Source organism: Pseudomonas sp. ASL9, from assembly GCF_056680335.1.
In genome coordinates this window covers 3,427,103-3,453,343 of sequence record NZ_CM155277.1, presented here as the reverse complement: position 1 = coordinate 3,453,343, position 26,241 = coordinate 3,427,103, and the positions used below count along the sequence as shown (strand labels likewise).

At 56.4% G+C, this 26,241-nt stretch carries 22 protein-coding genes and 2 pseudogenes; 8 read left to right on the top strand and 16 right to left on the bottom strand.

Annotated features, from left to right (window positions below):
- The first annotated feature begins 1 nt into the window (after position 1).
- Positions 2 to 673, top strand: a complete 672-nt coding sequence (locus AC1ME2_RS15905) for an MAE_28990/MAE_18760 family HEPN-like nuclease (protein WP_480435151.1) — start codon at positions 2 to 4, stop codon at positions 671 to 673.
- A gap of 815 nt (positions 674 to 1,488) precedes the next feature.
- Here the strand turns inward: AC1ME2_RS15905 and AC1ME2_RS15900 are convergent.
- From AC1ME2_RS15900 to AC1ME2_RS15845, 12 genes and pseudogenes are all read right to left on the bottom strand, one after another.
- Positions 1,489 to 1,880, bottom strand: a pseudogene (locus tag AC1ME2_RS15900) (type II toxin-antitoxin system HicB family antitoxin).
- A 663-nt stretch (positions 1,881 to 2,543) separates the two neighbouring features.
- Positions 2,544 to 4,184 (bottom strand): methyl-accepting chemotaxis protein, encoded by a 1,641-nt coding sequence (locus AC1ME2_RS15895; RefSeq protein WP_480435149.1) that lies wholly within the window; start codon positions 4,182 to 4,184, stop codon positions 2,544 to 2,546.
- 779 nt (positions 4,185 to 4,963) lie between these two features.
- The gene (locus AC1ME2_RS15890) at positions 4,964 to 5,692 is read right to left on the bottom strand and encodes a ShlB/FhaC/HecB family hemolysin secretion/activation protein (RefSeq protein WP_480435147.1); all 729 of its coding nucleotides are present in this window, start codon (positions 5,690 to 5,692) and stop codon (positions 4,964 to 4,966) included.
- Positions 5,693 to 5,705: 13 nt separating this feature from the next.
- Complete coding sequence (locus tag AC1ME2_RS15885; RefSeq protein WP_480435145.1) at positions 5,706 to 7,292, bottom strand: methyl-accepting chemotaxis protein; 1,587 nt, start codon at positions 7,290 to 7,292, stop codon at positions 5,706 to 5,708.
- A 175-nt stretch (positions 7,293 to 7,467) separates the two neighbouring features.
- The gene (locus AC1ME2_RS15880) at positions 7,468 to 8,163 is read right to left on the bottom strand and encodes a hypothetical protein (RefSeq protein ID WP_480442408.1); all 696 of its coding nucleotides are present in this window, start codon (positions 8,161 to 8,163) and stop codon (positions 7,468 to 7,470) included.
- Between the two features lie 9 nt (positions 8,164 to 8,172).
- Positions 8,173 to 8,349, bottom strand: coding sequence for a hypothetical protein (locus AC1ME2_RS15875; protein WP_480442406.1), 177 nt, complete (start codon positions 8,347 to 8,349; stop codon positions 8,173 to 8,175).
- Positions 8,350 to 8,425: 76 nt separating this feature from the next.
- Positions 8,426 to 8,929 (bottom strand): annotated as a pseudogene (gene hypB / locus AC1ME2_RS15870) (hydrogenase nickel incorporation protein HypB); the annotation flags it as partial.
- A 65-nt stretch (positions 8,930 to 8,994) separates the two neighbouring features.
- Entirely contained in the window at positions 8,995 to 9,189 is a 195-nt protein-coding gene (locus AC1ME2_RS15865; protein WP_480435143.1) for a hypothetical protein, read from the bottom strand.
- Positions 9,189 to 9,518 (bottom strand): AIR synthase-related protein, encoded by a 330-nt coding sequence (locus AC1ME2_RS15860; RefSeq protein ID WP_480435141.1) that lies wholly within the window; start codon positions 9,516 to 9,518, stop codon positions 9,189 to 9,191. Before AC1ME2_RS15860 ends, AC1ME2_RS15865 begins: the two co-directional genes overlap by 1 nt.
- Positions 9,512 to 9,634, bottom strand: coding sequence for a hypothetical protein (locus AC1ME2_RS15855; RefSeq protein WP_480435139.1), 123 nt, complete (start codon positions 9,632 to 9,634; stop codon positions 9,512 to 9,514). Before AC1ME2_RS15855 ends, AC1ME2_RS15860 begins: the two co-directional genes overlap by 7 nt.
- 413 nt (positions 9,635 to 10,047) lie before the next feature.
- A complete protein-coding gene (locus AC1ME2_RS15850; RefSeq protein WP_480435137.1) occupies positions 10,048 to 10,362 on the bottom strand; it encodes a cupredoxin domain-containing protein in 315 nt (104 codons plus the stop codon).
- Between the two features lie 13 nt (positions 10,363 to 10,375).
- A complete protein-coding gene (locus AC1ME2_RS15845; protein WP_480435135.1) occupies positions 10,376 to 11,347 on the bottom strand; it encodes a metallophosphoesterase family protein in 972 nt (323 codons plus the stop codon).
- Between the two features lie 159 nt (positions 11,348 to 11,506).
- Between AC1ME2_RS15845 and AC1ME2_RS15840 the strand changes: the two genes are divergently transcribed.
- Both AC1ME2_RS15840 and AC1ME2_RS15835 read left to right on the top strand, forming a co-directional pair.
- Complete coding sequence (locus tag AC1ME2_RS15840; RefSeq protein ID WP_480435133.1) at positions 11,507 to 12,019, top strand: sigma-70 family RNA polymerase sigma factor; 513 nt, start codon at positions 11,507 to 11,509, stop codon at positions 12,017 to 12,019.
- Entirely contained in the window at positions 12,012 to 12,779 is a 768-nt protein-coding gene (locus tag AC1ME2_RS15835) for an anti-sigma factor family protein (RefSeq protein WP_480435131.1), read from the top strand. The genes AC1ME2_RS15840 and AC1ME2_RS15835 overlap by 8 nt, the downstream gene beginning before the upstream one ends.
- 16 nt (positions 12,780 to 12,795) lie before the next feature.
- Here AC1ME2_RS15835 and cysC read toward each other — a convergent pair whose 3' ends face one another.
- From cysC to AC1ME2_RS15820, 3 genes are all read right to left on the bottom strand, one after another.
- Entirely contained in the window at positions 12,796 to 13,404 is a 609-nt protein-coding gene (cysC, locus tag AC1ME2_RS15830; protein ID WP_480435129.1) for an adenylyl-sulfate kinase, read from the bottom strand.
- Between the two features lie 2 nt (positions 13,405 to 13,406).
- A complete protein-coding gene (locus AC1ME2_RS15825) occupies positions 13,407 to 14,489 on the bottom strand; it encodes an alpha/beta hydrolase family protein (protein WP_480435127.1) in 1,083 nt (360 codons plus the stop codon).
- A gap of 127 nt (positions 14,490 to 14,616) precedes the next feature.
- Positions 14,617 to 17,286, bottom strand: a complete 2,670-nt coding sequence (locus AC1ME2_RS15820; protein ID WP_480435125.1) for an autotransporter family protein — start codon at positions 17,284 to 17,286, stop codon at positions 14,617 to 14,619.
- A 522-nt stretch (positions 17,287 to 17,808) separates the two neighbouring features.
- Between AC1ME2_RS15820 and AC1ME2_RS15815 the strand changes: the two genes are divergently transcribed.
- On the top strand, positions 17,809 to 18,813 hold the full coding sequence (locus AC1ME2_RS15815) for an AraC family transcriptional regulator (RefSeq protein WP_480435123.1): 1,005 nt from the start codon (positions 17,809 to 17,811) through the stop codon (positions 18,811 to 18,813).
- On the opposite strand, the gene AC1ME2_RS15810 is transcribed toward AC1ME2_RS15815, so the two are convergent.
- Positions 18,800 to 20,149 carry an MFS transporter gene (locus AC1ME2_RS15810; protein WP_480435122.1) on the bottom strand — a complete coding sequence of 450 codons (1,350 nt, stop codon included), beginning with the start codon at positions 20,147 to 20,149 and terminating at the stop codon, positions 18,800 to 18,802. The genes AC1ME2_RS15815 and AC1ME2_RS15810 overlap by 14 nt on opposite strands.
- A 183-nt stretch (positions 20,150 to 20,332) precedes the next feature.
- Between AC1ME2_RS15810 and AC1ME2_RS15805 the strand changes: the two genes are divergently transcribed.
- From AC1ME2_RS15805 to pqqF, 4 genes are all read left to right on the top strand, one after another.
- Complete coding sequence (locus tag AC1ME2_RS15805; protein ID WP_480435120.1) at positions 20,333 to 20,794, top strand: Lrp/AsnC family transcriptional regulator; 462 nt, start codon at positions 20,333 to 20,335, stop codon at positions 20,792 to 20,794.
- Positions 20,795 to 21,039: 245 nt separating this feature from the next.
- The gene (locus AC1ME2_RS15800; RefSeq protein WP_480435119.1) at positions 21,040 to 22,719 is read left to right on the top strand and encodes a flavin monoamine oxidase family protein; all 1,680 of its coding nucleotides are present in this window, start codon (positions 21,040 to 21,042) and stop codon (positions 22,717 to 22,719) included.
- A gap of 13 nt (positions 22,720 to 22,732) precedes the next feature.
- Complete coding sequence (locus tag AC1ME2_RS15795; RefSeq protein WP_480435118.1) at positions 22,733 to 23,533, top strand: carbon-nitrogen hydrolase family protein; 801 nt, start codon at positions 22,733 to 22,735, stop codon at positions 23,531 to 23,533.
- 162 nt (positions 23,534 to 23,695) lie between these two features.
- On the top strand, positions 23,696 to 26,101 hold the full coding sequence (gene pqqF, locus AC1ME2_RS15790; protein WP_480435116.1) for a pyrroloquinoline quinone biosynthesis protein PqqF: 2,406 nt from the start codon (positions 23,696 to 23,698) through the stop codon (positions 26,099 to 26,101).
- Positions 26,102 to 26,241: the final 140 nt, after the last annotated feature.

Sequence of the window (26,241 nt, the reverse complement as noted above, 5' to 3'; positions counted from 1 at the left end):
CATGCGGGCGGTTATTGCAGATCTTGACGACAGAGAATACTCCATTCGCCGCCTCCTTGATCATGTCGATGAGGTTTCAGACACTCGAGGAAAAATTGACGTTATAGTAGTTCTTAAATCGAGTGTATTTATTGCCCTGTACAATAACGTCGAGGCCACTGTATATGCAGTTATTGAAAAAATTCATGATTCTGCATCAGTGCTAGAGTACGATGATCTTACCGAACCCCTAAAAGCAAAAATGCTTCGGTATTCTTTTGGAAAATCGTCAGGCGCTTTCATACGGGATTCTCAAAAAATCCTACTTGAAGAAGTAAATTTAAGAACTTCGCGCCTGACTTTCCCAGGGCTGTCAGCTTACCTTCGTAGGCAATCACTGTTCTCTGGAAATATCGACGCGAGAAAATTGAATGTGATTGGGATCTCTTATGGTATGCCAAAGCTATTCTTTTCAAAGCTTGATGCGGAAAGCATGCTATGGGTTAAAAACAAGAGGAATAAAATTGCGCATGGAGAGCAATCTATGTCTGATGGGGGGCAAGGGTTAAAAACCTCAGATCTAAGACGCGCATCTAATTCTGTGAGTTTAATACTTCGCGATTTCATCTCGGCGGCGGACTCCTATATGCATGTTAGAGGATACTATAAAGACTCATCTGTTCATCAGGCATAAGCGTGTCGGAGATTAGCAGCCAGCGCGAGGAGCCCCCCATAGGTTCGTAGTCAGCATAACAGGCTGATGCAAGGGGACGACTTCTAATACCAATCCCGATTTTCAGGTAAATTGAATCACCCAGGATTTCCTAGACACCTCCAAACCGTGAGCAGCCATTGACTGACCGTCCGCTATTGGCGATCGCTGCCTGAGGTGAAGGTCAATTTGGTTAGATGTACACCACTGTAGAGTGTACGTCTTGTCGGTGAATTGCGTTTTGGAAGTGTCCATGTCAGTTCCGACCCATGAATTTGAAAGCTGGTTTATCAAAGACCACCTCACGCCGAGAAACGCATACGCTGCAAAATCAGTACAACCACGGTACAGTACTCAGCTTGAGCAACCTTCTCAAAACTACGCTCAACACCGGTAACTACGGGGCCTCTAGCTATGCCAACCTACGTTCACTTACGAACGCTTTCTCTAGGCATATCAGATCGCCCAGCAACTCATAATCCCTTGGTCGTAGGTTCGAGTCCTACTGGGCCCACCATATTGAAAGCCGCGCATTGCGCGGCTTTCGTCGTTTTTGGCCTTTAAAAAATAGGGGCTGGGGAATTGCAAAAAAAGGCAAGCGTCCACAAACCGTCCACAGCTAAAAATTTCTTACTCGGAAACGACCTTGGATTTCTTCGGCGCAGGTGCCATGGACGGCCTTCTGACCCTGTTCGCTTTCGCTCCCAACTTAGTCAGTAGGTTCAAGCTAATCACCTCAGCCACCCGACTAGTCATACACGCGGCGCTTCACGCCAACAGCGGCAAAAAGCCGGTATTTAACCGTTTTGAAGAACCTTTAACGCCGCCGCAGCGAGAAAACCGGATCTGCTTTTCTGGTCAGGATGATTTTTTGCATAATCATCAATCCGGTTCAGCAGATGCCCTGGCAAAGTGATATTAAGCTTCTCAGCCTTTCCCAGATATTTGGTCACGTCGATATCGACAACGGCCCACCTGCAGCCAGCAAACTCAGGATCCGTCGCATGTACCGTCACCTTCTTGAGACCCATCTCTGCCAAGATTTCCAGATGACCTTCTACGGTTTCGCGGGCCATGGCATGGCGTCATCAAGGTCATCGCCTGCTGAGAAGCAACCAGGAATGTCTGGAACCTCAACGCCCCAGGCGTGTTGCTCATCACCAGAAAAAATCGCGATTGGATAAAGCATTTTCTCGTGTCCTCCACGGACGGTAGAAAACCCCCGGCTCGTCAGAGCGGGGCTTGTCTCAGAATGCTGCTTGCTGTCTTGGCCCACTGCCGACACTCAAGTTTCGAAATGAACCCGATAAGTGGTTTAGCAGCGGCATAAATAGTCCTCCATGCGGATTGCACGTGGCGTCAGAATGACAGTCCAGTAGCGCTATAAATGATGCCGACATACATATATTACCCATGACACAAACTTGTACATATTTGTATCAAATGATACATGAGCATGATATGGAACATAAGCTGGACAATCTGCCGTGAGGTTTACCGCTAGTTTCAGCCTAAGCATGATTGGGTCGCTCACTAACGATCGATGGGATCTACTCTCGCTTTAATACCGAGAACAATTACGACCTTATGAGCGTACCGCGATAGCCTTTTTTACACCGGCCAACACCTGACAGGTGGTGGCCGATGGTCAAGCGCATGGTCACGAGCACATTCTGCGATACTTATACCTTGTGCATATAATCAGCATATCGCGTCCTGAGGCGATTTCAGGGTGCTCATGCTGCGATCCGAAAAGAGCTGCTCCAGATAAATCGTTATTGTTCCCTGCATCTGCCGGACAGTGTCACTTCGAACAACAACTGTTATCGCACACTTTTTAGCGCTGCTTACCTCAAAGCTTGAAGTTGCCCACCAGGGTGTTAAAGGAAATGGCCAGCCGCGACAGTTCCTGACTCGAAGCATTCGTCTGGTTGGCCCCGGCCGCCGTTTGGGTGGACAGATCCTGAATATTAACCAGGTTGCGGTCTACTTCACGCGCCACGTTCGCTTGCTCTTCGGAGGCGGTGGCAATGACCACGTTGCGGTCGTTGATCTGCGCGATGCCTTGGGCGATATGCTCCAACGCCTTGCCGGTTGCCTGCGCCAATTGCTGCGAATCGGTGGCCAGAGCACGGCTGTTATCCATAGAGAGCACCGCTTGGTCCGCACTGGTTTGTACGGAGTTAATCATGCCCTCAATCTCGCCGGTGGACGCTTGGGTACGCGCCGCCAACGCTCTGACTTCGTCGGCCACCACCGCAAAGCCACGGCCCTGCTCTCCTGCACGGGCAGCTTCAATCGCCGCATTGAGTGCCAGTAGGTTGGTCTGATCGGCAATCCCCCTGATGACGTCCAAGACCTTACCGATGTCTCGGACTTGGTTGGCCAGTTCCACCACCCGGGTGGTGGACGTGGCCATTTCGGCGCTCACACTGTTAATTGCAGTGACCGCTTCACGGGCTTGGTCACGGCCGCTTTCGGCTTCGCTACTCACCATTTTAGAGGCTTCTGATGTCGACACTGCGTTGCGTGCCACTTCTTCAACTGCCGAGGTCATTTCCGTCACGGCGGTAGCGGCTTGCTGAATTTCATCGTTTTGGCGAACGAGACCGCGACTGCTTTCTTCCGTCACGGCGTTCAGTTCTTCTGCCGCTGAAGCCAGTTGATCGGCGGCACCGGCAATCTGCTGGATCGTCATTTTCAGGCTGCTCTGCATGTCGGCCAGGGCGGTCAGCAGTTGGCCTGTTTCATCGCGGCTGGTACTGATGATCGGTTGAGTCAGATCGCCTGCTGCCACACGGCGGGCGCTGGCAACGGCCACCGCGATGGGACGGCTGATCCCGTGGCTGATGAACAGGCCCAGTGCCATGGCAGCAATAAAGGCCAAGGCTACGCCCACATACAGCGTGGTAGTGGCCGAGGACTCTTGTTGCTCGGCCTTTACGGAACTTTCGGCGGCTTGTCGATTATTGGACTCAATAATTATGGATAGATCGCTCAGCACAGCGTTGTGGGCACTCTGCAGATCGTTACGAAGCATGGCGCGAGCACCCGCGAGGTCACCGCTGTTGAGTAATGCGATGGTTTTGTCGATCAGCGCTTGATAAGACGGCCATACCGTATTGATCCTGTCCCCTGCAACCTTCTCGTCATCGGCCAACGGCGTCATACGGTATTCGGCAAACGCCTTTTCAGTGGCGATCCGGTTGGCTTGCAAAGAGCTCAGAATCTTATCTTTCTGGCTCTGCGGCTCATTGTCGGCATATGCGTTCACCAGTTGATACAAGTCGCGGTGCTGGGCAACGGCGTCGACTTTAGCTTCGGCAGTCTTGGCGACCGAGAAGAGGCTGTTCGAAAAAACATCCTTGAGGCTTGAACCCAGCTCGTTCACCCCTCGACTACCAAGCAAGCCAACGATCAAGGTGATGAACGCGCAGAGTGCAAAAGCGGCAAGAAGTTTTGTGGACAACTTAGCGTCACGAAACACGTTCATGAGTTGGATCCTATGTAAGAGAACGAGGGAACGGCAAGACAACGATATCGATTGCCGTCGTGGTGTATCGGCGACTCAGGATATAACTTAAGGCCCGTCAGTTGTCGTGCTTTGATACTTCCCCATGTCTGCGACTTGGAGAGCGAGTATTAGGGATCAACTGATAGCCACCCCGAACGACAGTATCGACAAAGGCAGCGGAGGTAAAGGCCATCATTATGGAATCATTCGCGAAGCGAAGTTGTCTGACCACATTGTGCGACAGCGTCGGCGTAACTCGTGGCGGGTGATGGGGAGCAGGAATGTGGATAACGGGATGAGTGGGAGTTCAGTTATCCTACGAGGGCTACCGGCCCAAACATAGTTTCAGACTGCCTGATAAAATAGGCGAGCCAGAAAGACGTGGGCTTTAACCTTCTGATACTTGCTTAGCACACTATTCAATATGTTCAGCAGTATCTCAACATGCCAAAGTTTGTTCGGACCTTAAAATAGTCCAACCTGCATATTGAGGATCAGAAGCGCGTGCAGAGTGCTTCTCTTTGGGTGGCCAGCACAACCAAGGTAAAGAAAAGACCCCGCCCATTGCGAACTGAGCCCTAAAACTGGACACCCACCCTGACTTTTGGGGTGTCTTTTATAACGAATGCATACAAAAATGACACTTAAGGTGACATTTCTGTATACAAAAATTCGCGTAGAGCGGCGCTTTTCAAGGTGAAAAGCGCCCCCTCCCCCGCAGGCGATATCTCATCACCGGGAATGGTGCAGTCGCACGTTTAGAAGCCTTTCGTTATCTCAACCCAACCCCGGACAGATGAGGTGCTCGCTACGACTGAAGGCGCCGAGCCGATGGGCGCGGCAACATAGGTTTTGGCGCTCCACAAGCCAGGTCCCGCCCAGTTGAGGCCCAAACCAGCACCGCTCAGCGTCGCGCTGTTCGCACCTGTCACGCCAGACCAGGTGTTCTTGTTGACCGTCACATGGGCACTGTCTACGAAGGCTATCGCCTGTGATTGACCACCCCAGACCAGGCCCAGGCTGTGCCGGAACTCGATGCTGCCCAGAACCCCGGTATCGCCCGACACGGCGCCAGTATCATAGGCGCGTACGGTGTAAGGCCCGCCCGCGGTCATTTTCTGTGACGAGTCCAGATTGGTATTTGCCCATTGTCCGGATAAAGCCAGGAACAGGCCGTTGTTAGGACTCAGGCTTTGCAGGCGAGCCAGGGACGCATTCCATTTCGAGAAGCTGCCCCGTGTTTTGGCGCTGTCCGCATCAACCAGCTGCGCGGCTGTGTCATCAAAGCCGGTATGCCCTTCGGTCCAGGCCAGGTTCCAGGTGTTGATGGCACCGGACAGGAGCGCATCGCGCGCATCTCCGGTCAGGCTTAGCGTCCAGTTATCCAGGTGCCGGTCCGTATGGATGTCGCCCGCATCAATTTCATCACGCAGTTGCAGCCGGTCATACTGGAACTGCGTATAGAGGTTGCTATCCCGAGTGCGCATCAGCGGGTACACATTAGTGACGCCGATGGATCCAGAACTGTTGCGCCAGCACCTGCATGCCCTCCGCAAGCTGGGCCACATCCGAGGCGCTTTGCCGACTGTGCAGTCCACTCGCCACATGATGCTCGGTGCTGACGCGGATGCTGACGATGCTTTGGTTGATGCTCTCGCTCACCGCGCTCTGCTGCTCGACAGCGGCGGCTATCTGCATGCTCATTACGCTGATTTCGTTAACCCGGTCATTGATGCCTTGCAGCGACTGCGCGGCTTGTTCCGCTTGGGTAACGCTTTGCTTGGCCTGTTCGCGGCTTTGTTGCATCACTTGCACGGCCTCATGCGCGCCACCTTGCAGCGCAGCAATCATTGCGTGGACCTCTTGGGTGGACAGTTGCGTGCGAGACGCCAGGCTGCGCACTTCGTCAGCCACGACCGCAAAACCACGACCTTGCTCGCCCGCCCGAGCGGCTTCGATGGCCGCATTGAGCGCCAGCAGGTTGGTCTGCTCGGCGATCCCGCGAATCACGTCGAGCACCTTGCTGATGTCCTGGCTGTGCGTTTCCAGCTCATGAATAACGTCCGCCGCCTGCTGGATATCCTCGGCCAGGCGGGTTATCGCGCTGCTGGTCTCGGCAACCACCTTGCCGCCGGCTGCAACTTCTACCTCTACGCGGGCGGCGGCTTCAGCAGTACGTTGAGCGTTCGTGGCGACATCCTGGACGCTCGCTGTCATCTGGTTTATCGCCGTTGCGACTTGTTCGGTCTCACGCTGCTGGCGCTCCGCGCCCAACGAATTGCTGTCCATTACCGAAAGCAGCTCGCGGGCATGGCCACTGAGTTGGTGCGAAGCATCGGCAATACGTCCGACCGTTGCGCCGGCATCAGCTTCGAGCATTCTGAGTGCGAAGCTGATTTCACCGAACTCATCACGCCGCCCGGTATAAACCAATTGACCGACAGGGTCGTCCGACAGCTGACGCGCCTGCTCCGCCAGTACGCGTAACGGTGCAACCGCGAAGAAGACCAGGCTGGCCGAACACAGACTGGCGATGCCACTGCTGATCAGCCCACTGAATAGACTCGCGCCCCCAAGCCAAGCCCCGAGCCCACAGCCGAATGTCGTGCCCACGACCGTTAGAAGAGCGAGCTTGGTGGTAATGGCCAAGGGCTTTTTGCGCAGCGCCCATGGAGAGCGCCCATTGCTTATCTGAGCGTACAAGGTTTCCGCTGCACGCACCTGTTCAGCCGTGGGTTTGGTACGAACGGACTGATACTCAGTCACCTTGCCGTCGCGCGAAACCGGCGTGACGTAGGCGTTAACCCAGTAATGATCGCCATTCTTGCAACGATTTTTTACTATTCCCATCCAGGAGCGGCCCGCCCGAAGGCGTCCCCAGAGGTCCGCAAAGGCGGCTGAAGGCATGTCTGGATGGCGCACAGTGTTGTGGGGCTGGCCCAAGAGCTCTTCGCGGGAAAATCCGCTGATTCTGGAGAAGGCTGAGTTTACGTAAGTAATGTCACCTTTCAGATCGGTCGTGGACAGAATGATATCGCTGTCTGCGAATGTGACATTAACGCCAGTGACCGGCAGGTTGGTGCGCATTTCGATGCTCACTGAGGAGTGTTCAGAGGGGGATCAGTCAGCCCCCGACGCTAACCCACGGCACATGACAACAGATAGTGGCCCTTGGCTATTTTGGTTTTTATTTCGATATTGATTGATCCGCCTCAATAGTCTGGGGCAACCACTCATACCGCAGCCCCATCCCCTCCCCCTGTCAAACCAGATAATTCTGATAAACCAGCAGGCTGCCTATGACGATAGTTGTCAGGCTAACCGAGGCTTGCAGACCGTTGTTCAGCCATGTGACGTTGCGCACGCGGTGCAGGGGTACGCTGATGATCAGTGACAACAGAGCCATGCCGCCGATGGAGCCGAGGCCGAACAGGCCTACGTAGACCAAGCCGGTCATCGGCGAACCCACACGGCCCAAGGTCAGTAAAATCAGGGCCGCCGAACCCGCCAGGCCACGCATCAGGCCCACGCAGAGGGCGCGCATCGGGAAAGACCGTGGGTGCGGGTGCTCGTGATGCAGGGTGTGCGCAGCGGTGTCTCCCGCATGGGAGTGGGCGTGAAAATGCAGGATCTTGTCACCGTGCTGATGGACATGAAAATGTACCCGCTCACGCAGCATGCGTCGTATCAGGTCCAGGCCCAGCAGGATCAGCATCACCCCCACTACGCCTTCCAGCCCCTGGGTCAGATGCTCGGGAATAATGCCATCCATGGACAACACCAGGCAGAAAACCCCGAGCAGGGTAATGGTGTGGCCCAGCCCCCAGACCATACCCAGCACAATCGCCTCGCGGGTACCACGGCTGCGCGAGGTGAGGGTCGCAACGGCAGCGACATGGTCGGCCTCCATGGAGTGCCGCATCCCCAACAGAAAGCCCAGAATAAGAAGTTCGCCCATGATGTTCTCTCAGTCCTCGCGAAACAGTTGCCTGCGCAACCAGGCATACCAGTGGGTCAGCCCCTCGCCGCAGGTGGCGGAGAGCTGCAGTACTTCGATGTCGGGATTGATGCGGCGGGCGAAGGCGATGCAGGCGTCCACGTCGAAATCCACATAGGGCAGCAGGTCGATTTTGCTGATGATCATCAAGCTCGACGCCCTGAACATGTGGGGGGTACTTGAGCGGTTTGTCCGCGCCTTCGGTGACCGAGAGGATGACCACCTTGGCCTGTTCGCCAAGATCGAACAACGCAGGGCAGACCAGGTTGCCGACGTTTTCCACCATGACCAAAGAGTGGGGCGATGGGTCGAGTTGCGTGAGTGCGCCCGCCAGCATCTCGGCTTCCAGATGGCAGCCCGTGCCGGTATTAATCTGTACCGCCCGGCATCCGGTGGCGCGGATGCGCTCGGCGTCGAACAGTGTTTCCTGATCACCCTCGACCACACTGATCGGAATGGATCCGGCAAGGTCGCGCAGGGTGTGCTCCAGCAGGGTGGTTTTACCGGCACCCAGTGAACTCATCAAGTTCAGGGCCAGAATGTTGCGAGCCTTTAGCCAAGCGCGATTACCCTCGGCCAGACGGTTGTTCTTGGCCAGAATTTCCTGCTCGATATCGACGGTGGCGCCATGCGCCTGGGCATGTGAGTGCGCAGGACTGTGTTCATGATCGTGCGGCTGCAGGCGCACATAAGCGCCGTGCAGCTCGTGCTCGCCTACACGTTGCATTTTGCGGGTCGTCAGGTCGGTGATTCTGGCCTTGGCGCCATTCGAGCAACCACAGGTGGTACACATCAGGCGGCCTCCTCTATCTCCATCGATTTGATCCGCAACTGGTCGCCGCCAAGCGGGGGCTCCAGGTTGACCGACCCACACGTGCAGCTTGAAAGCAGGTCGTCCATCTGCAGTGTGACGCGCAGCACCCGCGTACCGGTGGCACGTTCGCAGCAGGCCTCGACAATGCTCTGAGTGATGGACAGCTCATGCATTAGCAGATCCTCGGAAGTTGCTCGCCGATCAACATGTCAACGATGCGTTCCCCGCCGAAGGCGGTGTGCATGATTACGCAGCCAACCGGGCTCTCCCCTATTTCACCGATGATCGCGCTGTCAGCTCCCGCCGAGTGTGCGCGCATCGCGGCCAGCGCCACCTCGGCATACTGAGGTGGGACTACCGCCACCAGCTTGCCCTCGTTGGCGAAATACAGCGGGTCGAGACCGAGGATTTCCGCCACGCCCTTGACGGCTTCGCGCACCGGGATCGTGGGTTCATCGAGGTTGACGCAGACATTGGCCACTTGGGCGAACTCGTTTAGCACCGTCGCGATTCCGCCGCGAGTGGCATCACGCAGGCATCCAGCAGCACATAGCCGATGGGCGCACGCTCGAACAAGTCGTGGTAGTCAAACGTCAGGGAGGGCGGTTTGTTCTGCATAACCCGGACCGGTCAGTGCTACGAGTGTCTGGATGCGAAGGCCGTCGCAGTTCGGCTGCCCTCACCAGTGTAGACGCCCGGCCAGGCACGCCGGCTCCGACGTTATCGAATCCCGTCACTGCAGCGCTTTTTTTTTCGTCTTGACGGTGCTCGACTAGCCTGCTGGGTAGCTTTATACAGACTGAGGGTTGCACCATGCGCTGGCCCCGACACCGGCCAGGTTTTAATCCTGATCTGTTTGCTGGTCGACGTGCTGGCAGGTGGGTTATTGCTGCAAGGGGCTTTTTTCGGCACCAAAATAACGTATGGCGGGTACAAACGCTGAGGAGCCTAATATTCATGATTATTCCTGTCAGCCAAACAGACACATATCCTTTTAGGCTTGAAAGTCCACACTAATGAATCGCGGGTCTTTATTGACTCACGATGATTTTCCCAACCATTTGCGGGTGCAAAACACAGAAGTACTCGAATGTCCCCGGCGTCATGAACGTATACGAAAATTGATCAGCGGTATCCAATGCACCCGAGCGAAATACTTTATGTGTTTCCACAACAGTATGTGGCTCCTGATCATCGTTTACCCACGTCACTTTCGTACCCACGGCCACGGTTAGATCTTTCGGCGAGTACATAAACTCTTTTATATTGATTTGTATGTCTTGCGCCCACGTCGACATTGACGATATCAAGCAACTCAGGGCAAGCATCAACGCGTATTTTTTCATGTTAACACTCTCATTAAATCAACGTGGAATTGATCAGTGCCAATGGATGATCGCCCTGTGTCGCCACCACCTCGGTAATACCCAGATAATTGCGTAACTGATCGGCAGCCACTGTCATTGGACCAGGTGCGGGCGCAGCGCCAGGCGCCGGTTGGGGATAAGCCGTACCGCGCGCGGTGTGGAACGTGATGTTGCCTTCTACCTTCTGAATAACTTGGTGAATGTGTCCATTGAGAACCGTCACCGAGCCATATTTTCGAAGCATGGCGATGGCTTGATCACCGTCCTCGGTTCCCCAGCCCCAAGGCTTATAGATAGTCCACAGGGGGATATGGGTGAACACCACGACAGGCGTGCTGGTGGCGACGGCGCGTAAATCATCGGCCAACCATTTCAACTGATCGGCACCGAGCGTCGCTTCACGGCCCGCCTGGAAGTTAAAGACATTCACCAGGCCTATGAAATGCACGCCATGGTCATCAAAGCTGTACCAACCGTTGCCTTTTGTACCTTTGCCGTAACGGTCCAGATACGCTTTGCCACCCCCTTCATCAAGGGTATCGTGCTCACCGGGCACATAGTGCACCGTTGACGGCAAGCGCCTGAGCGCCTGATCGGCTGTATCGAACTCTTCCGCTTTAGAAAGATGGGTAATATCGCCCGTGTGCAAAATGAGTGACGGTTTTTTCGGCAACGCGATGACCTTGTCGATTGCCAGCTGCAATGTTTTAAGCGGTTCGGGATTCGCTTCTTTGTTGAACCCGATGTGCGAATCGCTTATCTGCACGAAGTGAAAATCGCTGGCCAGTATATTTCCGTTCAATACCGCCCCCGCATCATCTAATGCAAACGCACGCGGAATACCGCCGCTCATCACCCATATCACCCCTGCGCCTGCCCACGCGGAGCATTTCAAGAGTTCTCTTCGGCTAAGACCGGCGCTATCGTCGGTTACCCCATCAGGTATGTTCGGACCCGTTTTCATAAAAACTCCTCCGGTGGTGGTGTGCTTGTGAAGGTGCTGTCAGGGTCTATAACTAGCCAACGGGCATCTTTATTCCACGGTAAAAAATATTTCTGCACGAGGGAATAAATCGGTCGAATCGGGGTTTATATGGAGATGGAATGGAGTCACGAAGTCGACATGAAGCGTTTTGATGAGCTATTAGCGCCGCACATGGATGCGGCTTACAACCTCGCGCGATGGCTCACCGCCAATGAAAGCGCTGCGCATGATGTGGTGCAGGAGAGCGCCCTGAAGGCGTTTAAATTTCTCCATCGCTTCGAGGGCGAAAATGCCAAAGCGTGGTTGCTGACCATTGTCCGCAATGAAAGTTATAACTGGCTCAGGGCCTCGGCGGGCCACCGATGGATCTCGATAGGCGAAGACATATCGGAAAATGACAGTGCGCTTGCCCACACGCGGACGCCGGAAATTGACGCCATACGTACAGAAGATGCCGCACTCCTTCAGCAGGCACTCAAAGCCCTGCCGCCTGTGTTCCGTGAGGTGATTATTTTAAAGGAGTTGGAAGACATGCCTTACAAGGATATTGCGAAGGTGACTGACGTACCGCTGGGCACGGTCATGTCGAGGCTGGCACGTGCGAGAGCCATGCTCAAAAATGAATTTATGAAGTTGTACCGCCATGAATGAGATGAACTGTGGTCTGTGCCACGAGCTGATGCACGGCTATCTGGACAACGAGCTGGACACGCCAACGCTGGAGCGGTTTACCGAACACTTGGTGAATTGCCCCAACTGTAAGCAACAGCTCGATGAATTGAAAATGCTCACCGTTGCTGTCAAGGCGCATGCCCCTTACTACACAGCCCCTGCATCGCTGACCGACAGCCTACGCGCCAGCCTTCAATCGCCGCCTTCTCCCAGAACCCATGCCTGGGAAGCGCTGCAACATGCGTTGCGCAATTGGCTCGCCCCGGTCTTGTCGGCCGCGATGCTTGCGGCAGCGTTATTCCTCTATATAGGCACGCCATCCAGTGATGACATCTGGACGGATGAAGCCGTCTCAAGCCATGTACGCTCACTCATGGGCGAGCATTTAATGGATATCGCTTCCTCCGACAAACACACCGTCAAGCCCTGGTTTACTGGCAAACTTGATTTTTCACCCCCCGTGTATGACTTCTCCGCCCAGGGTTTCCCTCTGCTGGGTGGACGCCTGGATTACCTGCAGCATCAGACCGCAGCCGCACTCTCCTACCGCCATAACAAACACATCATCAATACGTTTGTTGTGCCGACGACCCAAGCCGACAGCGAGCCGCAAAGCCAATCCAAACGCGGCTATAACATCGTGTCCTGGCGACAAAACCACATGCGCTTCATCATCGTTTCCGATCTGGACAAACAAGAACTGGAAACCTTAGGCCAACTGACTCGAAAGGGCCTGTAGGTTTAGCGGCGGGGAATCAGCTACGTGACGGTTTGCTGAGCGGGATATGGCCTGTCACGTAGTTCACCAGCTTCTCCAGGCTCACCGCGATTGACTCATTGCCGGTGTCGAGGATCAGTTCAGGATGTTCCGGCGCTTCGTATGGCGCGCTGACACCCGTAAATTCCAGCAGCTCGCCAGCGTGCGCTTTCTTGTACAACCCTTTGGGGTCGCGGGCCTCGCACGTGGCCAGATCGGCTGCGACATGAACTTCGTGAAACATCTGCCCGATCGAATCACGTGCGCGGGCGCGGTCCTCGCGGTAGGGGGAAATGAACGCGGTGATGCAGATCAGGCCGGCGTCGGCAAACAAACCAGCAGCCTCCCCCACTCGCCGTATGTTCTCGGTTCTGTCTTGCGCACTGAAACCGAGATTTGCATTCAGGCCTCTGCGCACGTTGTCGCCGTCAAGCACGTAGCAGGAATAGCCCCTCTCCGTCAGGGCGAACTCCAGCGCCATGGACAATGAGGATTTACCCGAAGCGGAGAGCCCGGTCAGCCACAATACCGCGCCACTATGGCCATAGTGCGCTTTACGGTCCGACGCAGTCAGTGAGTGCGGTACGGCTGTCAGGTTGTTATTCATCGTCAATGTCCTGTGGAGCATACGGGTAAGATCCCGAGCAGGTCCGGCCAGCGGCGAGCCCAGTCGCCTTCATGACTCATGCCCGGCACACTCTGAGTGCGTGCACATCGACCGCCAGTGGCCGTGACGAAACGTTGCGCGATGACAGGCGCAACGACGGTGTCGTCGGCGCCGCTGAAGTGAATCTGAGGGATGGACGCGACCTGGGGTGCAACGTCGATAGCATTGAGCGATTCAGGCATTGCCGTCACATGATGCAGGCGATTGACCTCAACATGATCCAGGTTGCCGGCCACGGTGCGCAGTGATGCAACATCGTTGCGCCTTGCCGCAATCAACACCGCCAGCGCCCCGCCGCCCGAATACCCAACCAGATGAATGCGCTGCCCGGGAACCTGAACGGCGTAGTGGGTCACCGCCTGATTCATGGCAACGACCACTTCATCGGCAAAACGCTTGTTGGTCCAGTAAGCCTTATCACAGCGTGGATTGGCCGCCATCGGCGTGAACTGGCAGGGACGTGCCAGATAAACAACATTGGCCGCAGGGTCCGCCGCCGCCAACGCCAGGCCCAGCGCCTGATGCGGCGTCGGATCGGCGGACGGCTCGGTGCGCGAGCGCCACGCCAGGCCATCGCCTTCGATGTAGACGGTCAATGGCAAGTCAGGACGGGTTATCCGGTAAAAACTGGTCAGCATGAAGCTGTCGGTAGTGACCTGAGCGCGACGCAAGTGGGCGGTCTGCGCCATGGCGTCAGCGTGCAGGTTCGGATCGGCGCAGCCAGCGAGCGTCCCCAGCATCACACACAAGCACGCGAACGACCTCAATAGACGGAACGCCGGCGCCCCCGGTGCCTGGCAAGCCTGGCGCATGTACGTCACGGCCAGATCCAGCCGGCCAAACGTGTGTGCAATCAGCCCAAGCAGATGCAAGGCGTCGGGCTGCCGAGGCCATTTGGCCAATATGCGCTGGCACAGCTGCTCGGCCTGCGGTGCCCGACCTGAGTTCCAATGCGTATGAACCAGCATCACGGCTTCAGACTTCGTGAGTTGCGGGCCTTCGGAAGACATTGGTGTACCGCTCATACAGAACCTTCTAAAAGAGGTGGGTACTATGGCGTAGCACGCTTACAGTCGCCATCGCCCAGAACCTAAAACGCCCACTTTCCATGACTGCAAAGTGGGCGTTAACCGCTAAACGAACGTTACCGGATCAGAAGTCCCAACGCACCTGCACATCGCCGGTGTTGGCCGCGTAACCACTGGCAGCTTCCAGGGTGTACTTCGCGCCGATGCTCAGGTTCTGGCTGCGCATCAACGTGACGCCGAGGGCCATTACGCCGGTGTCGGCGATGGCTTTCGCACCCGTGGTGGTGAAGCTGGTGGCACCCGAGGTATCGGCCGCATAGTTGGCAACAGACTGCAGGCCATTGTCACGGTACTCATGACGCCAGGTCAGTTGCGCCGACGGTACTACGTTGCCGTACGGCGTACCGAAGGAACGCTCCAGCTTGGCGCCCAGATCGCTTTTGAGTGAACCGATAGTGTCGGCGCTGACGTGCAACGCTGCACCGCCGCCATCTTTCTCGGTGTAGCTGTCCTGACGCAGGGTGCTGTAGGTCAAGCCAGCAATCGGCGTCAGAACCGTGTTGGCCATCTTCGATCCGAGGTCAATCGGGTAACCGGCCAGTACCGAGGCGATGTACTGCATGCCATCGTGTTGGCCTTTGGCCGTGCCGCTAAAGCCAGTGAAATCGACCTCACGCGTGGTGTCGTATTGGTGCTGAACCGCACCCAGCGACAGGTCCACATACCATGGGCTACCCTTGTAGGTGGCGTAGCCGAACAGGCCGTAGGACTTCACATCGGCAGAACTGCCGGCGTTGCTGCCATCGTTGTTCACCGTGGTATCGGTGTAGCTGAACAGACCACCGGCACGCCAGCTGTCGTTCAGTGCAGCGTCCGCACCGAGCAGCATGCCGCTGTAATGGGCGTGGTAGCCCGCAACATCATCACGCTCGCCCAGCCGGGAACTGCCGCCGAAGCCCTGGCCCCACAGTCCGGTGCTGCTGGCGCTTTCGCCAGTGGCGATACCGCTGCCATTGTTGCCGTTCTGCGCGGTGCGCAGAACATCCATGTGCGCGGCGGTCACATCCAGCACTTGCACGGTGGAGGCGGTAGACGCCTGAGTGGCCGCCGTCAGGTTCGATGTCGGGCTCAACTGTGCCCCGGCGTGGTTACCGGCTGCCGAGGAATCCAGCGCGGCTGCGGCGTTGAACAGGTTCATCACACCGGCATTGTAACCGCCATAATTGAACAGTCCGGCCAGAGTCGCGTGCTCATCGGTGCTGGTCGCGCGATTGATCGGCCCGGTGCTCGTCGGCGTCGGCGTCGGCGTGACAGGTATTATGACCGGTATCACACTGCCCAGAGTCAGCAGCAAGTCAGTATTCTTGCCAACGACCACGCTGCTACCCGCCACGTTATAACCCGCGGCCGTGTAATGAAGGTCCTTGGCGTTGTAGTTGGTGACGGTAGAGAGAGCACCCTTAGAGCTGGCCTGAATCACGACGTAACGCTGGCCTTGAGCAAAGCCATACGTGCCCAGCGTCTTCAAATCGATCGAGGAACCCTTAGCAACGTTCGCGATACCGGATACCAGCAGACGACCATAGCCGTCGTGGGCACCGACAACACCGGTGGTGGTTACTGGGTTGCTGCCCACCCCTAGGATCAGACTGGCGTTGGCGCCCTGGCTGTAATTGCCGGTGATAGCGATCGAGTTGTTAACTTGCAGCGTGGATCCCGTGTTGGATACGGTAAATGTACCGACATTAATAGTGTCGTTGAGCAATTGATTGCCGGACGCAAAGATCAGGTTAGAGCTACTATTGCTGATCTGGCCAATATTATCTGCCCCGGCGCCATAACTTTTTGTTTTGGTGTCAAGCAGTGAACCGGTAAGCAGACCAAAGGTGGAGCCGCTTCCGCCGTTGATTGTCAGCTTTTGCTGGGAGTAATTCCAGATCTGGCCCGCGATGGTCCCGGAGTTGGTGACCGTACCCAGGTTGCTTGAAAGGTTGTCTGGAATATTGAAAATGGCAGCGTTAATGCCAGTGATGGTACCGCTATTGTTCAGGGCACCGATGGTGCCTTCGTTGACAATGCCATACACGCCACTGATGGTGCCGCTATTGTTCAGTGTACCGATGCTGCTATTGTGACCAACGACATTGCTCGAGTAGTAGGTATTGAAAACGCCAACGACGCCACCCTTGATAGTTCCGCGGTTACTCAACGTACCGATGCTGCCTTGATTGTAAAGGCCATAATAGCTTTCATAATTGTTGCTACTACTGGTAGTACCGCTGATGGTGCCGCTATTGCTCAGCGTACCGATGCTGCCTTGATTGTAAATGCCAAAGCTTTCATATTCATAATTGTTGTTACTACTGATGGTGCCGACGGTGCCGCTGATGGTGCCGCTGTTGCTCAGCGTACCGATGCTGCCTTGATTGTAAATGCCAAAGCTTTCATAATTGTTATTACTGCTGATGGTGGTGGTGCCGTTGATGGTGCCGCTGTTGCTCAGCTTATAAATGTTGCCTTGGTTGTTAATACCCGCTTTGGCATTGCTGTAATTATTGACAGTGGTAGTGATACCGTTAATGGTGCCACTATTGTTCAGCGTATTGCCGCTATTTGTGTTTGTATTTTGAAAGCCATCTACAGTGGTGCCCAGTGGATTGTCAAGCAAAGAGACCGAGCTCGGGCCGGCGTAAGCAATGTTGACTTGGCCAGCGGTTAGCGCCGAAGCGATGGCAACCGCCAGGATCGTCAATCGACCTGGCGTTCGTGATGAATGCTGTTTGAACGCGTGCATGTGATGCTCCCCGAAAAATTTTTGTTGTAGCAAGAAGGTCGTTGCGATTTTGGGGATCAGCCATGCAGGATGGCCCCCACCCCTGAATCACAACGGGGTTGGCAGTTATTTTTTTGGATTATCTATGTATTTTTTATGAGCACTAGACAGTGTGTCTCAGTTTTTAAACTTTTTTTCTAAATATTTCAAATAATTCGCCAAAGCCGCCGCTCTTCACTCTTTATGACAAACCAATGACGCCACAATAATGGCACATCGCCGGCACCCATCAATATAAGTTTAAATGTAATGTGAATATTAGATACTCATTGTTGTAACAAGAGAGTCGTGGTGATTCTTGGGATCAGCCATGCAGGACAGTACTTCTTCTTGAATCAAAGCTTGGTTAGCTGCGGTTTTTGTGGGATTGTGGGATTGTGCAGAAACTTGACCGCGCGTCTCAGGCTTGGAACTGTTTTTGCGGATCCCGCGGATTACCCGCTCAAACTTTGTAAAGACTGACACCTTGGCGGGAATGATCTAATGGTCAGTGCAATAACTAAAAACCTGCAACTAAGTCTTTCGCCCGCGAGTGAAGTTACCCACAACTACTTCAGTGTGAAGGAGGAGCCACCGCAACGGCAGTTGCTGGCCTGGCGAGAACGGGTCAGCCATGTCATCGATGTAGTGCCCTCATTGAAGCAAGTCGAAGCCCCCTTCAATGCATGCATAGACCGTTACGACATTGGCGCTCGACGGTTCACCGTCTGCCTCTCCGACGCCTTGTTGCTTGAACGTTCAGTGGCGCGCATTTCCACGGACAACCGTCGCGACTATGTTTTTCAAGTCTTCACGAGTGGCGCTAACGAGTCCATCGAAGGGGTCAGCCTGCCTCGCCGCAATGGGCATTTCTCGGCCAGTATTCTCGCGTTGGACCTCAATCAACCCGTGCGCATGCAACGGGGCGCTTGCAGAGTGCTAACGTTGTTCGTGCCCCGGGCAATTGTGGACGCCGCTTTTCCCCATGCGGAATCGATTCATGGCCGGATGTTTGAAAACACATCACCTTTGGCCCGACTACTCATCCAGCACGTAGAGGCGCTTTCCAAAAGCCTGCACCGTATGAGTGCGATAGAAGCGGCCAGCGCCTTCGACATCAGCGTCCACCTTCTGCTTGGCGCCTTTGGTAAACAGACAAAACTCAGTGGCAATGCACGCGCGGCGGTGCTCGCCGCCATGTTTGACAAGGCGCGTCGCTATGTTCAGGCCAACCTCCATAGAGGGGAGCTGTCTCCTGAAACGCTAATCCATGCACTTCAACTGCCCCGCTCGACGCTCTATCGTTTGTTCGAGCAGGAGGGCGGGCTTGGCGCCTATATCCGCAATTGCAGGCTGCGCGAGGCCGTCGATGATTTGGTCAAGTTTCCGAACCTGCCCGTGGTAGGGATTGCTTACGGGCTGGGCTTCAAGAGCGCTTCGGATTTTACCCGAGCCTTCCGTCGAACCTACGGGATGACACCCCAGGATCTACGGGTCATGGCGTTATAACGCCGGCGCAATGAAGCACCGGCCGAATTGACCGTAATCGGTCCTGATTGTCTGGAAACCGGATCAATGCAAACAGGCTGATGCACAAAGCCAGCAGCAAGTACCACGCGGGGGCCATCGGATTACCGGTGACGCCAATCAGCCAGGTCACGATAAAGGGACAAAACCCGCCAAAAATCGTCGAGCCCAAGCTGTAGATCATCGAGACACCGGTCGCTCGATGATGGCGGGGAAAGGCCTCCAACATCATCACTGTCGTTACAGCATTGCTGCATAACAACAACGCCGAATAGCAGCCTATAACCAGCAATGAAAACGGCGCCCCTATCCCTCTCGTCAAGAGAATGAAAGCCGGATAAGCCAGTACGATGCTGCTGATCATCGTCACGTATTGCATCGGCTTGCGCAGGCGTTGCCGGTCGGCGACGCGGGCTAGCAGGGGTACGCCGATAAAAATCAGCGTACTTGAAAAACAGGCCGAGAGCAGACTGACCATCGGTGGCATATGTAACGTACCGACCAGATAGATGGGCATGTAATACACCATGAGATAGATGCCAGCCGAGGGTGCTGCCATCAACAGTACTCCTAACCACAACGTTCGAGCGTGTTGTACCAGCATTGCCTTGATCGACGGCCGATGAGAACTTTTCATGGGGATGTTTTCCATGTGGCAGCGGATATACCACCCGACTGGCCCGATCAGCATTCCCAGGATGAAAGGGATACGCCACCCCCATTGATGCAACGCCTCAGGTGTCATCATCGCCGTTGTGCATGCCCCGACCAACGCACCCGCCAGTGCCGCTGCCGCCTGGCTGGCAGGGCGCCAACTGACCACATAGCAGCGGTGCCCCTTGGTAGCCAGCTCCATCAGCACAACGGAGGAGACGCCAATCTCGCCTCCGGCTGCGAATCCTTGTAACAACCGCCCGAACACAATAAGCAGCATTGACGCCACACCGATGGAATCATAAGTCGGTGTAAACGCGATGATGCCTGTGGCCAGCGTCATCAACACAATGGACAAGGTCAAGCCCGTCTTACGTCCTTTGCGATCAGCCAGGTTACCGATGACTAACGCGCCAACAGGCCGCATCGCGAACCCGGCACCAAAGGTGAGCAGTGCCATCAGTAGCGATGCCAGAGCGCTGTCAGAAGGGAAGAACAACTTGCCAATGATCATCGCGGAAAAACTGTAGACCGTGAAGTCATAGGTCACCAGACCATTACCGATGACAGCCGCCCATACGATGCGTTTTTTTTGCGCACGAACAGGCTCCAGCAACTGACCCGTTAGTGAGGGAGCAGATAATAGTGGGGTGGAGCGTTGCATTTACTCTGAACCTCGGGCGGTACTGAGAATCAGGACTGACTCATTTCGGCGCCTCGACACAAGAGAACACAAAATAATATCAAATTGCTATACCGCAGGATCTTAGCCAGGTATCGCTGCGGCGGCTAATTGCGCTCGGAGCAGGTAACATGCTCGCCCCCTGCTGCACCGAAGGAGATGACCTTGTCCGACAGTCGCCCGCCCGCCCTTGACGAAATCGACCGTCAATTGATCGCCGCCTTGCAGATCAACGCCCGCGAGAGCGTGGCGATGCTTGCCCGGCATTTGGGAATCGCCAGAACCACGGTGACGTCACGCCTGGCCCGCCTGGAAAAAGCCAAGGCCATCACCGGCTATGGCGTACGCCTGAGTCAGCGAGTGGTCGATGGCGGATTGCAGGCGTATGTCGGCATTACCGTGCAGCCGCGTTCGGGCAAAGAAGTCGTGCGGCGACTCAGCGCCATGGCTCAGGTGCAACAACTGTGTGCGGTGAGCGGCGAATTCGATTACGTGGCGTGGCTGCGCACAGAGTCCCCCGAGCAACTGGATCAGTTGCTGGATTTGATCGGCAGCGTCGATGGGGTGGAGAAGACCACGACCTCGATCATCCTCAGCAGCAAGGTTGATCGCGGGCAGCCGGTGTAATTCTTTTAGGCCCCGTTCGCAGGCAAGCCTGCTCCCACAGAATCAGCAGTACGCCTCGAACCGGTGGGAGCAGGGGCGGACGCCTAGTTCTTGCCTGCGAAGAGAGCGACTCGATCTAACAGAATGCCTACGACTATCGTCACAATGCAGCGCAAACCTGCAAAACGACGACACTTTGCGTCTTATTAACGTGCTGACTCTTATCTAGACTGTTTCTTTTGCGTCATAGCCGAGCAAGGTCAGTCATGAATAATAATCGCCATCCTGCAGACGGTAAGAAACCGATCACTATTTTCGGTCCGGATTTTCCTTTCGCCTTCGACGACTGGATCGAGCACCCGGCCGGGCTAGGCAGTATTCCGGCCGAGAACCACGGCACGGAAGTGGCGATTGTCGGCGCAGGCATCGCAGGCCTGGTCGCTGCCTATGAGCTGATGAAGCTCGGCCTCAAACCCGTGGTGTACGAAGCCTCGAAGATGGGCGGCCGCTTGCGCTCGCAGGCGTTCGAAGGCACCGAAGGGATCATCGCCGAGTTGGGCGGGATGCGCTTCCCGGTGTCGTCCACAGCGTTCTATCACTATGTCGACAAGCTCGGCCTCGAGTCCAAGCCCTTCCCTAACCCGCTGACCCCCGCATCCGGCAGCACGGTGATCGACCTGGAAGGCACCACCTATTACGCACAGCAATTGTCGGATCTTCCGGCGCTGTTTCAGGAAGTGGCCGACGCCTGGGCCGACGCGCTGGAAGCGGGCTCGCAATTCGCCGACATCCAGCAAGCCATCCGAGACCGCGATGTACCGCGCCTGAAAGAGCTGTGGAACACCCTCGTGCCCCTGTGGGATGACCGCACCTTTTACGATTTCGTCGCCACCTCCAAGGCCTTCGCCAAACTGTCCTTCACTCATCGCGAAGTGTTCGGCCAAGTGGGCTTCGGGACCGGCGGCTGGGACTCTGATTTCCCCAACTCGATGCTGGAAATCTTCCGCGTCGTGATGACCAACTGCGACGATCACCAACACCTGATCGTCGGCGGCGTAGAACAAGTGCCGCTGGGTATCTGGCGCCACGTGCCTGAACGCTGTGCCCATTGGCCAGAAGGCACCAGCCTCTCGTCGCTGCACCACGGAGCAGCACGTACCGGGGTCAAACGGATTGCCCGCGCTGACGATGGCCGCTTTGCAGTCACCGATAACTGGGGCGACACCCGCCACTACGCAGCGGTGCTGACCACCTGCCAAAGCTGGCTGCTGACCACCCAGATCGAATGCGAAGAGTCGTTGTTCTCGCAGAAGATGTGGATGGCACTCGACCGCACACGCTATATGCAATCGTCAAAAACGTTCGTCATGGTCGACCGCCCGTTCTGGAAAGACAAAGACCCTGAAACCGGTCGTGACCTGATGAGCATGACCCTCACCGACCGCCTCACGCGCGGCACGTATCTGTTCGATAACGGCGACGACAAACCAGGAGTGATTTGCCTGTCCTACTCATGGATGAGCGACGCGCTGAAGATGCTGCCCCAGCCCATCGAGAAGCGAGTAAAACTGGCCCTGGACGCACTGAAGAAGATCTATCCGAAGGTGGACATCGCAGCGCGCATTATTGGCGACCCTATCACCGTGTCATGGGAAGCGGACCCGCACTTCCTGGGTGCTTTCAAAGGCGCATTGCCAGGGCACTACCGCTACAACCAGCGCATGTACGCGCACTTCATGCAACAGGACATGCCCAGCGAACAACGCGGGATTTTCATCGCTGGCGACGACGTGTCGTGGACGCCTGCCTGGGTTGAAGGCGCGGTGCAGACTTCGTTGAATGCGGTGTGGGGCATCATGAATCACTTCGGGGGCAGCACCCACCCAGAGAACCCGGGCCCAGGCGATGTGTTCGACGAAATCGGGCCTATCGCGCTCGCTGATTGAGGGGGACACCTGCATGCGCATCGCCCTGTATCAATGCCCGCCGATGCCGCTGAATGTCAGCGGCAACCTGCAACGCCTGGCGCAACAGGCGGCTGACGCAGCCGCACAAGGGGCAGACCTGTTGGTCTGCCCGGAGATGTTCCTGACCGGTTACAACATCGGCGCTGCCGCTGCGTTTTCGCTGGCCGAAGCCCGTGACGGTCACTCGGCCGGGCAGGTGGCGGCCATCGCTCAGGCAGAGGGAATTGCCATTTTGTACGGCTACCCCGAACGCGCCAGCGATGCGCAGATTTACAACGCTGTGCAACTGATTGACGCCCAGGGCACAAGTGCCTGTCATTACCGTAAGACCCATCTTTACGGTGAGCTGGATAAGTCGATGTTCTCCGTAGGAGGCGATGATTTCCCGGTGGTCGAATTGAACGGTTGGCGCCTCGGCCTGCTGATTTGCTACGACCTGGAGTTCCCGGAAAATGCCCGTCGCCTGGCCTTGGCCGGCGCTGATCTGATTCTGGTGCCGACCGCTAACATGGCGCCCTATGACTTCATCGCCGAAGTTACCGTTCGTGCACGTGCTTTCGAAAACCAGTGCTACGTGGCCTACGCCAATTACTGCGGCAGCGAAGGTGACATCCACTACTGCGGCCTGAGCAGCATCGCCGCGCCCGATGGCAGCCGAATCGCTCAAGCTGCGCAGGATGAAACGTTGATCATTGGCACGCTGGATCGACAGCTGCTGGACGACTCGCGCGCGATCAACAGCTACTTCAAGGACCGACGTCCGGCGTTATATACCGGGCTGAGTAAAAGCTGAACCGTTCCCCCGATAGACCATGTCGCGTTCTTCGCGAATGAATTCGCTCCCACTGAGGGGTACAGCCTGTGTGGGCGAATTCATTGGCGAAAGCGATACCGACCCAAACCCCGTCATATCCGCTAGCATGACAATCCTCTCGCTGAAACGCCGGAAGCTGGCATGCCTGCGCTGAATTCCCACGTCATCGAACACCTCACCCTGCCAAACGGGTTGCAGGTTGTACTGTGCCACGCCCCGCGTCTGAAACGCTGCGCAGCGGCCTTGCGCGTGGCGGCTGGCAGCCATGACGTTCCGGTGATGTGGCCAGGTTTGGCGCATTTCCTTGAGCATCTGTTTTTTCTCGGCACCGAGCGTTTTCCGGCTGAAGAGAATCTGATGGCCTTCGTCCAGCGTCATGGCGGACAGGTCAATGCCAGTACCCGCGAGCGCACCACGGACTTCTTCTTCGAGCTGCCGCAACCCGTGTTCGCCCAAGGGCTGGAACGCTTGTGTGAAATGCTGGCTCATCCACGCATGGCCCTGGCCGATCAACTCCGTGAGCGTGAAGTGCTGCATGCCGAGTTCATCGCGTGGTCGCGGGATGCCGAAGCGTGTTATCAAACTGGCTTGATCCAGCCCCTGTCTGCGCGACACCCACTGCGCGCGTTTCATGCGGGTAATCGCTACAGCCTGCCGGTCCCGCGTCAGGCTTTTCAGCAGGCTTTGCACGATTTTTATCAGCGTTTCTATCAGGCCGGGCAGATGACCTTGAGCCTGACGGGCCCGCAATCATTGGCTGAACTGAAAGCGCTGGCCACGGTTTATGGCGGCTACTTTGCCGCAGGGGAAAAGACCGAACAGTCCAGGCCACCTCCCTTGCTGGACGAAGCGCCCCGCCCACAACCCATCGCCGATCCGCGTCGGCTGCATCTGGTTTTTGCGTGCGAAGACTTACCCGAGTCCAGCCCCGAAGCCGTGGCATTCCTCTGTACCTGGCTGACCGCCGCACACCCCGGCGGCTTGCTGTTCGAACTGAGTGAACGCGGCTTGATCGAATCACTGAGTGCCGCACCGCTGTATCAGTTTGATCAACAGCTGTTGCTCACTGTCGAGTGTGCATTGAGCATCAATGGCGTCGAACAGCGCAGGCAGATCACCCAACTATTCTTTGACTGGCTAGCATTCTTCAACGCCCAGCAAGGCTGGCCGACCCTGCGCGAGGAGTACGCCCTGCTGCAACAACGGCGCTTGGCGACCTGCGGCGCCCTCGATCTGGCACGGCATTTCAGTGAGCGCATTGAGCGTGGGGATTTTCTTTTGTCCCTGAACGCGGTGCTCGCACAATTGCAGCCCTCGCGGGTTTTGCATCCGCTGGCCAACGCCGCTGTGGATAACGTGAACACAGAACAGATCGCATGGCGCTTACCTGAACCCAATCCGTTCCTGCGCCCCTCCCTACCGCCAGCCTTGAACGTGCCAGCGGCGTCGTCCATGCAGTTCAGTGACGCCCTGCCCTGCGACGCCGACGACGGCGCTGTTTTCCTGCGTTGGCGGCTGGACTCGGCGTATCCGGCCCTGTGGCAGATGCTCAACGACAGCCTGAAAACCCTCAGCGATAGGGCACAACATGCGGGTGTCAGTCTCGTTTTCAGCACGTACGGCCATTTTTGGCAGCTCAAGCTGAGCGGCGTACAGGCACCGATGCCTGCCATCATCCACCACGCCTTGCATCTACTGACGACGCCCGACAGCACCACCCTGGCCCGATACGGTCAAGCCAGCACCGAGCCCCCGCCGATTCCGATCCGTCAGTTGCTCAAGTGCTTGCCAGATGTTTGCCAAGGCAACGTGTTGTCCGTTCGCTCCGACGATTTACCGGCCCTTTGGTCAACCGCGCAGTGGATGGGTTTTGCTGTCGGCCTGTCAGACGAGCATCGCGCCGCGCTAAATGCCGAGTTGAGACAAATGCCCGGCACGCCCGATGATCAGCCCCTGAAAGCACCGACCCTACAGCCAGGAAAACGTTGGCACACAGAGCCGTCGGAATCCTCTGAAAATGCAGTGCTACTGTTCTGCCCCGCGCCGAGCCAAAGCCTGTTTGACGAAGCTGCCTGGCGCTTGCTGGCGCACCTGGGTCAAGCGCCCTTCTATCAACGCCTGCGGGTCGAATTGCAACTGGGCTATGCCGTGTTCAGCGGCTTTCGGCAGATAGCCGGGCAAGCGGGATGGCTGCTGGGGGTGCAATCGCCCAGCGCCTCGGCAGAACAAATCGTCAACCATCTGCAGGCTTTTATCGGCAGTTTGCCGACGTTGATCGCCGACGTGGATCTGCCGGTGCAGCAGCACGCACTGGCCGCGCAATTCGAGATAGCCGCCATGGACCCTGTGCACGCCAGCGAATGGCTCTGGCAAGCCCACCTCGCCGGGCATGACGAACAGTCTCCGCACCCACTGCAAGCCGCTCTTTCAGGCATGGATAAGCGACGGTTGCTGAGCGCCGCGGATCAGTTGCTGAAGGCGAGCGGCGGCTGGCTATGCCTTGCCAACCGGTGCAGTCCGGGACTTCCCTGGCTCGCGGCAGAGTGATCACCCCCCCGTCGGCAACTGGCGTTGTTGCAAATTGTGGCGTAAATAAACAGTAGGGCTCAGTAACATAGCTACCTAAGCATTTGAACGTCTGATTGCGAAGGTGGACTAAAGATGTAGTTACCCCCTGCTGTACCTAC